General features: G+C 55.1%; 7 protein-coding genes. All 7 read right to left on the bottom strand.

Annotation, left to right across the window (positions count from 1 at the left end):
* The coding region (locus AC3B8H_RS15350) for a hypothetical protein (protein ID WP_488442418.1) at positions 1-608 on the bottom strand (608 nt) is incomplete at its 3' end.
* A gap of 76 nt (positions 609-684) precedes the next feature.
* Positions 685-3504: a DUF3570 domain-containing protein gene (locus tag AC3B8H_RS15355; RefSeq protein ID WP_488442419.1), complete on the bottom strand. Its 2820-nt coding sequence runs from the start codon at positions 3502-3504 to the stop codon at positions 685-687.
* Positions 3491-3718 (bottom strand): DUF4266 domain-containing protein, encoded by a 228-nt coding sequence (locus AC3B8H_RS15360; RefSeq protein WP_488442420.1) that lies wholly within the window; start codon positions 3716-3718, stop codon positions 3491-3493. The genes AC3B8H_RS15355 and AC3B8H_RS15360 overlap by 14 nt, the downstream gene beginning before the upstream one ends.
* Positions 3719-3723: 5 nt before the next feature.
* Positions 3724-4224 carry a TlpA family protein disulfide reductase gene (locus tag AC3B8H_RS15365; protein WP_488442421.1) on the bottom strand — a complete coding sequence of 167 codons (501 nt, stop codon included), beginning with the start codon at positions 4222-4224 and terminating at the stop codon, positions 3724-3726.
* 47 nt (positions 4225-4271) lie between these two features.
* Positions 4272-6242, bottom strand: coding sequence for an Lcl domain-containing protein (locus AC3B8H_RS15370; RefSeq protein WP_488442422.1), 1971 nt, complete (start codon positions 6240-6242; stop codon positions 4272-4274).
* A 201-nt stretch (positions 6243-6443) separates the two neighbouring features.
* The gene (locus AC3B8H_RS15375; protein ID WP_488442423.1) at positions 6444-8012 is read right to left on the bottom strand and encodes a fused MFS/spermidine synthase; all 1569 of its coding nucleotides are present in this window, start codon (positions 8010-8012) and stop codon (positions 6444-6446) included.
* 369 nt (positions 8013-8381) lie between these two features.
* Positions 8382-8492, bottom strand: a complete 111-nt coding sequence (locus AC3B8H_RS15380) for a PEP-CTERM sorting domain-containing protein (protein WP_488442424.1) — start codon at positions 8490-8492, stop codon at positions 8382-8384.
* Between the last annotated feature and the right edge of the window lie 65 nt (positions 8493-8557).

Raw genomic sequence — 8557 nt, forward strand, 5'->3', positions numbered from 1 at the left:
GTCGGGTTCAAGCGTTCGCTGGAATCGTCGTGAGTCTGATAGTTCATCACGCCGCGAAATACGCTAAAACCGTTGTCGATATAGTTACCGGAATTGTCGTCGACATTCCAGGTGATGGTGACCAACGACGTCTTGGCCAGCCGGAAATTGAAGAAATCCACCTTGTGGGTATCACCCAAGGTACCAATGGGCCCGGTCGCCAAGGTATGAGTACCGTCGCCCCACCCCCAGTCGGTAACATCGTCGACATCGACGGTCGCCGAACTCAGATCCGCATCGTAATGCAGGTTACTAAAGGTACCGACACCGGTATAGGACTGGTAAGTGCCGTTCCAGTAAGCGGGGTCGTTTAGCGGCCGATCGGAGGTCGTATTCAAGGTCACCCCCGGTCCGGTGACGCTTGGATTCGCGCCGTATTGCGCCGTGGACTGGGTCTTGCCAGCCACCGTTAAATCACCGATCTGCACACCTTGGTTCAAGTCGTAGTATTCGACATGCGCGCGAGCCGGCGTTACCGCCCCGCCCGCGCAAAGCCACAAGCCCAACACAACTCGGGATGCGTTGATGCATGCGCCATGTTGCTTTTGTCCGCCATCGAAATCTATCACGGTATTCTCCGTTCTTGCTTCATCATCATTTACTGACAAACGCGGCCTGTGCTCGGCCCGCTAGCCGTCAGTCATCTCAAAACATATAGCTCCACCGCGCGGAAAACGCACCGGTGCGCTCCAACTGATAACCGTTGGCGTAATCTTGAATCGGTTGCAGCCATTCCAAACTGAACGTGTGGCCGGCGAATTTGCCGCCCGGTACCGCGACCTGCAGACCCAAGCCGATGTCCCAATAGTGGCCGCCGGAATTTTGCGGGTAATCGACGGTGGAAGTCACGTTGTGGGCCAATTGAGTGGTCTGCCCTTGCAACAAGCCCCTTGGATTCAGTTGGTATAAATCGCCCTTCAGTTTATTTTGCTGCGTATAAACGCCCCGGACCGTACCGGACAACCAATCGAATATCTTGTAACCGGCCCAAGTGGAGCCTTGATAGATATCGCCGAGCGAGTAACCCGACCGATTTTTACTCTGCAGCCGCTTGACCGCGCTGAATTGCGCTCCCCAAAAGAAGTCGTCGTGCTCGCCGGTGTAGGTCAGCGTCGGCTTGAAATCCCAGGTGCCGCTGCCCGACTGCATGCCGTAATCCTGCAACACCTTGATATTGGCTTCGTAATAGTGATCGGCACCTAGTTCATCCGGGACATTGACGGTGGCGAGCGTTGTATGCGGAATCGCGACATTGCCGGTCGGCGCGCTGACACCGATACCGGCATGCAAGTGATGCTCCGTTTCGTCGAAAAGCTTGACCAGCGCGACCAACGAGGTATCACCCAAATCGAACACGGTATGGCGCATGCCGGCGTAAAAAGAGGATGTGTCGGTGACGTAATGCTTTTCGGAATAAGTCGAATTCGGCGTGTAATTCGCGGCACGCAAATCGTCGCTCATGGTCATATCCATGTCCATCAACTGCGGCATGACCATCAAGTTCAACCAGTCGGTCGGCGCATACATAATGTCCAGCATGTGCATGCCCATATGCATTGAAGCCGGCTTGACCAAACAACCATTAAAAGCAGGCACCCCGGAACCGTAGCCGGGACAACCGCCGGCGACAATTTCAGCATCCGAAACAGCGCGGCTGCCGCGTAGCATCGTGCCGGCCTGACCGCTATACATATACATGTAACCCACCATGACGTCGTCGGCCTTGGGCATCATATGGCCGAACATCACGCCGGCCGGCACCGGCGCGCCATGATGATGGTGGTGGTGGTGCGCGTGCGGATCGCCAGCCCCGAACAAGCTATCGATTAAACTGCCGTCGCCGCTCAACAAACTGCCGGGGGCCGACAAGTTGATGTTGACGCCGGCGTGCGCCAAATAGTAACTATAATCCGCATAATCACCGCTATCTCCGCCACCCAATTTCAGATCGCTGGCACGCTGATAGTATTCAATCCCGGCCTCCAGTTTCACCGCCTTTCCGATTTGCTTGGATAAGGTCAAGCCGCCACTCAGTGCGCCGAAACCCGCCAACCGAAAATCGCTGGAATAAAAACCATCGGCGCGCGGAGCCAGATAGTAAGGCGCGAAAAAATCCGCCTTCGATTGCGAGTAATAACGAACGCTGGGCGTCACCGTGATTCCGAACGGCAACGATTGCAACCATTTCATCTCAAAGGTGTGGGCGTCGATTTTCCAATCGTCGTGGTAGTAGCGGTAATCGAAATGCAGCGCCGCGTCCAGCGCCGGGAAGTAATGATTGACCCCGCCACTGAACGAAAACAGATTGCGGATGCCTGGGCGGTTTTCCCTGAACAACTCCGGACCGACAATTTCCAGCTTGCTGATGGATTTCCAATCGATAGCGGAATTTGCGCCGGTATTCGACAAGGCCAGATATTCTTCCGGGGTGATTTCGCCGCGCACGTAAACCGTCTTATAGGCGTTACTCAGAAAGCCGGATTGATGCGTGAACGAGCCGGCCAAATTCAGTAAGGTGTTCTTGTCGAACACATGCGAAATGGCTAGGTTGACGCCGTGAAACAGACTGTTGGCATTCAAGCTGGCGTAATCGGTACAGGTGCTGATTTCGCAGTCGGCCGGATGGATATGCCCCAAGCCCAGACCGGACGGGGTATGCGAATGGCCTTGGCTGCGAAATACCGCATTGCGGGTGACCGAATAACCGCCGGATAGCGTGGTCAGCTTGTCGTTGAACTCATGACTGAAATTGATGCTACCAAAGTTGGATTGAAAATCCGGCTCTTCGGACTGGCCGCCGGTGATACCCAGCGTCGTGTCGTCGAAATAATATTTGAGCCCGAGCACCGGTTGGGTGCGAGTCTCCAACGGCTGCGTCTGAAATCGCTGCACCGCTTTATCATTGGCCGGAATAAAGGCATTCAATGCCGCGTCAAAGCCGGCCAAGCTGGCAAGTTGCTGGTTGTTACTCAGTACTTCCAACGGGATGTCATTGCCATAAACCAATGCGTCGGCATCGTTCAATGCGTTAAGTATGCTGTTATACGCGTCTTGATACGGCGTCGATGTCTGCAACAAACTCTCGGTACCCGATAAAGTCGCCGCCGAAACGGCGGATGCCGCGGATACCAAGTCGGCATAACCCTTGCTGTTTTGGGTCGTGGCGATCGCTATCGGCTGATCCGTGATAGCGGACGGCAGATTGTAAGCCGGCGACGCCCCGGTGTAGGTATCTCGATCCAGGCTAAAACTGAACTCTATTCGGTCGTTCAGCGGTATCAGACCATCCACGTGAAAGATTTGGACGTTCATCCGCCCGCTGCTTTCCTGATAATAGCCGTACTCGGTATTGCCCTCGGCCTGTGTGGACGGCACGCCGGCTGAGCAATCCAGCCCCGGCAAACTCAGCGCGGCGGTCGTCAGAGCGGCCAGCGCCGTGGATTTTTCACGGTTAATTACAGCCACAACCGCCTCCCGATCCAGAGCGGCCGCCTTGCGCCGCCTCCCTGCTGGTAAAGATATGGTCGCGGATGTGGTTCAGATTGGGGCTTGGGTCCAGCGACATAATGTCCTTGGCCATCACGCCTCGTTCCCACGGCGCCACCTCGGCGCAACCTTGGCAACCCAGCCACGCCAGGGCTAGATACAACGCCGGCTTTGATTTTCGTTTGTTTTCCATGAAGATTACTCCGCCAATAAACCGGCAATCTTTTCCGAAAGCGCGGCTTGATCCTCTTCCCGAAACCCTAAATGTACATAACGAATCTTGCCGGCCTTATCGACAAGATAGGACGACGGCATGGCCTTGACTTGAAACGCGCTCGGACAGGCACCTTCCGCGTCGAAGGCGATCGGATAACCGACAGGATGCTGCTCGATAAACTGGCGGGCTTGTTCGGTATCTTCGTCGACGTTAATCGCCACGATTTGCAGCCCTCGCGGTTGAGACTGGCGGAACAACCGATCGAAAAACGGCATCGACTTCAGGCAAGGTCCGCACCAGGTCGCCCAAAAATCCACCAACACCACCTTGCCGCGATAGACGGAAAAATCCAGTGTTTCCTTGTCGGTAAAGCTCGCTTTACAGGACGGTAGCGTTTGCCCCACGTCCGCGGCGATAACGTTTGCAGGCAGCGCACTGCCCAACCCCAAAATTAACAAGAACCAACAATAGTTTTTTTTCATAAATTGCAACAAAGCTCAACAGGCCTTAACGAAAGTTGAAAGCGGAATTAATTTGCGTCGCGAACCAAACGCACATAATGACCGGACGTTTTGGCATTCAAGACATAGCCGCCGTCCTCGAACGATACCCCCCAAGCGTTGCCGCCGGACGAATCGGAATTGGACCAATAATCCGCCGTTTGACTATTCGGATAAAAATCGTAGTCGATCAGCCGCGTGACTCGTGCCGACACATCATCGCTTCTCGCGCCAATCAGACTCAGCAATTCTTCGGCGGTCGGCAAACGCCAATCGAAGGCGCCGCATAAGCCCAAGGCGTTCACGGATTGCACGTAGGCCTGGGCTTCGCTCCAGGTGTAAACATTATCCTTATCGCGCAATCCGCCATCATCGCTTTTCACTTCCCAAACCAGACCGCTGCTATTGTCCTTGACGCAAGACCAACTGCCGCTGCTAGCTATCACCGCCACGCCGTTAGTGTTGAGTTTGGTCAAGCCGACTTGGCTTGGACTGGCGCTGACTTCGCAAGACAGCGGCGCGGTGGTCAGACTAAAGCCCATGGTCTGATTGCCGTCCAAATTTAACGGATTGCCATCGAGGGCCAGACTCCAAAGCTTGCCATGGCGACCGGACAACACGCCGGCCGCGGCGGAAACGGCAACCGAGAAGGTTTTGGTTTCGCCGATCCCCCAGTTGTTGACTGTCGTCGGCGAAATGGCGCCTATCGTCAAATTACCGGTCGCCGAACCGGGCGACAAACTGACATTGTTCAGCACCACGTTGCTGTCGTTGCGGACATCCCATTTCACGGTCCGACCGCCACCCTGAGCGATCTGGCTACCATCGACCACGACGGCGTTGTTTTCAAAGTAACGACGCACCAACACCAAATGAATATTCGGATTTGGCGTTTGCAAGCTAAAACCGATTTGCTGGCTATTGTCTAACGTTAATGGCGTTCCGCCGCCGTAACTCAAATTCCAATTTAACGCATGATTTCCGCCCAAATCGTCGGCGGGGGCCGTCACCGTAACCGAAAAGGTCTTGCTTTCGCCGCTCGCCCAACCGGCCACCGTCGCCGGCGAGATCGTCGCGACCTGCAATCCGCCGGTCGCGACGCCAGCCGTGAGCACGACGTTGTCGAGCGCGGTGTTGCTATTGTTTTTTACGACCCAATTCAGCACCTTGGACGTGCCTTGAGTGATCGAATCGCCGGCCTGATAGGCGTCGGACGTATCGCTGCCGTAATAGGTATTCAGCAACGAGACACTCACGATGGGCGCCACCGCAAGTTGCGCCGACAACCCGCCGGGATTACCGGCGATCGGCAAACTCTGTCCGCTGTCGTAGCTGAAGCTCCAAGCCTGTTGATAACTGCCAGCCGGTATCGTCGCCGGGGCTATCGCACTAACCGAAAATTCCTTGGTAACACCGGTAAGCCAATCGTCGGTACTCTCCGGTTGAATCGTCGTATAGGTCAGACCACCACTCCCGTTCCCGGCAACCAACGCGATTTTGCAAGAACTGATACCGCCTTCCTTCGCGCACAAGGTGTAGCCACTATCGTTGCGCACGTTCCACGTTAACACTTGGGTCTGACCGGCGACTATCGCTTGATTGGCGCTAAAGTTTTGCGAGACCAGCGTCAAACTCGGCGCGTTCGGCACGACGGTGACGCTGACGACCGCGTACGCCTTGGGCTTGGCTTTGTCGGTCACGGTCAACATGAACTTGAGCGTGCCGGCAACCGACGGGCTGACAAAGGTGACGGACGCGCGATTGGCGTTGCGCAACTTGACTTTCTTTCCGCTGATCTGGCGCCATTGCCAGCGCTTGACGGCCTTGGTCACATTCGAAGCGCTGCCGCTCAACGTCACCGTGGTGTTGTAGAGCACGGTCTGATTTGAACCGGCACTGGCGGACAAAGCGGCCCAACTGCTCTTGACCGGCCACGCCAGCAAACACAAAACGAGCCAGATTAGGCGAAACCAAGCTTTACAAGTCAAAAATCGATTCATAGTCACCACAGCCAAGCTTACTTTATACGATCGGATCGTCAGCCCACCGGACGATTCCGAGGGACCAAGTTGTTGTTACTCGGAAAATCATTGAGCAACGTTCCGCCCCCCACGGCGGAACGCCACCAACTGCGGCAAACGCCGCTCCCGCGTCCATCTTTTCATTCTCCGGGGCGAAAACCCATTCATGACCGTTAGGTCTTAAAGCACCAGTAATTCAGGTGCGATTCGTTCCATGAAAATTTTCCGGTAGCTCTCGGCCTTCCTGACCTGCATGCTTTCCATCGGATTGTAATCGTCGCTAATCACGATGCCGCCGGCATCGGTCATCGCGTATTCGTGCTCGGATAACCATTGAATCGGCCGGGCGAGCTCGGGTTTATCGCGATCGAACTCGATGCCTCCGCTCGAAGCCAGGAAAATAAAGTCGGTAAACTCGCCTTTTTCGGTGGTAAACACCCGAATATGGGGAAACAGGGTAGCCAGCGTTTTATAGACCGAAGTCACCGCGTTCGCGCCTTCCCCTTGCGTGAAACCGACATAGTTCAGCGCCAGAATGCCTTGCTCGTTCAACATCGCTTTCAAACCGCTCAACATCTCGACCGTAAGCATATGCGTCGGCTCGGAGCCGCCGGTGAAACAGTCGTGGATAATGAAGTCGTAGCGTTTCTTAAGCTTTTTGACTTCGTAGCGGGCATCACCCACCAAAAATTCGCCGGTCGGCTGGAAATTGAAATAATTTTTCGCGGCGTCGGCGACAACCGGATCGATTTCTATCGTGTCCGTTGCCAGTCCCTTAGCCTTTAAATCGCGCGCGACATGGCCGCCGCCCAAACCGATCAGCAAGGCTTGACTGGCCTCGGGCCGGAACAACGGCGGCACCAAACCCAATATCACTTGATACCCCAGCAAACTGCGACCTCGGGCTTTTTCCACCGCGCTCAAAACCGAAGAATCGGACAGCAGCAAGCGAAAACCCTTGCGCTCGTCGTCGACCACTCTAACCCAACCGTAGATACTTTCCTGTTCGTGCAACACGTTAAATCCGCCGACCGATTTGACGGTCTTGGCATAGCCATTCGCCGCCAACGTACAGGTCAGCGCGGCCACCAATACCACCGAAAACGTCGCCCCGCCGGTTGACGGTGCGAACCGGTCGAAAACCAATAAACCAACCACCACCACCAATAAGGCCAGACTCAAGCAAAAAACGATCGCGCGAGTACCGAATGCCGGCAGCAAATAGAAAGCCAGCAAAAGCGTGCCGATTACGCTGCCGACGGTGCTAACCGCATAGACGGAACCGACCGCCCTGCCCACACCCCGTAAATCGCGGGTGGCCATTTTGATCACGTAGGGGCCCACCATCGCCAGCGAAGTCAGCGGCAGCGTAAACAACAGCAACGCACTGACAAACGCGCCGCCGCGTATACCCAGGGGATTGGTCCAAATCATTACCGGACCGCTGAGGAACGGAATCAGCGCCGTGGTCACCGAAGCCAGCGCCAGAATATGCGCCAGCCGCAAGGCCGGAAAGCGATCGGACAAATAACCGCCGAGGTAGTAACCGATCGCCAACGCGATCATCGTCACCGAAATCAGCGCGGTCCAAACGTATAAACTGACTCCATAAAACGGCGCGATAATTCGCGTACCCAGCAGTTCCAATATCATCACCGCGCCGCCACTCAGGGTGACCAGGACGAATAAGGCTATCGTGCTAATTGCGCCACCCTGGACTTTAGGATCAGTCGAACCGTTATCTAGCATCTGTCAGTTACTCAGTAAAAAATCAAACCGGATTTCAAGCTCGTTTTTACATTCGGACTTGAGCGAAAAAACCGGCCATTATAAATGTTAAAACCGCAATCCGCCCGGTTGAGTCGATCCACCGAACAACTCTCCGATAATTCGGCGGGCCGATTATTAAAAACAAATTCCAAAAAACAGCATTCTCGGGCAAGCCCCCATCCGGCCAAGGCCAATTGACCTCGAATAGCTCGCTAACAAATCGTTGTAACCAAAAATGAAATCTAAAGCAAAACGAGCGCCCGCCCCCGTATTTCCAGGCGGAACGCTCGTAAATGGGGCCGGTATCCGGCCTTCCCACTTTCGGACTAAACCGACTCTCCCTCGCGATTAAGCGTTGCGAGCGCGGCGTTTCATGCCCAAGAAGCCCATCAACGCGCTACCAAACAACCAAACCGCACCAGGAACCGGCACAGCGGTGACAGTTAGGTCGATGTCCATGGTTCTGGCGAGTCGCAGAGCGGCGTAATCGTTTCCGTAAGTTGTACCGTTGCAATCGGAATCAC

Source organism: Methylomonas sp. BG-2, from assembly GCF_057766305.1.

Excerpts from the sequence above, each read along its gene's own strand:
- AC3B8H_RS15360 (WP_488442420.1), bottom strand. The coding sequence starts at position 3,718 with ATGGAAAACAAACGAAAATCAAAGCCGGCGTTGTATCTAGCCCTGGCG.
- AC3B8H_RS15365 (WP_488442421.1), bottom strand. The coding sequence starts at position 4,224 with ATGAAAAAAAACTATTGTTGGTTCTTGTTAATTTTGGGGTTGGGCAGT.
- AC3B8H_RS15370 (WP_488442422.1), bottom strand. The coding sequence starts at position 6,242 with ATGAATCGATTTTTGACTTGTAAAGCTTGGTTTCGCCTAATCTGGCTC.
- AC3B8H_RS15375 (WP_488442423.1), bottom strand. The coding sequence starts at position 8,012 with ATGCTAGATAACGGTTCGACTGATCCTAAAGTCCAGGGTGGCGCAATT.
- AC3B8H_RS15380 (WP_488442424.1), bottom strand. The coding sequence starts at position 8,492 with ATGGACATCGACCTAACTGTCACCGCTGTGCCGGTTCCTGGTGCGGTT.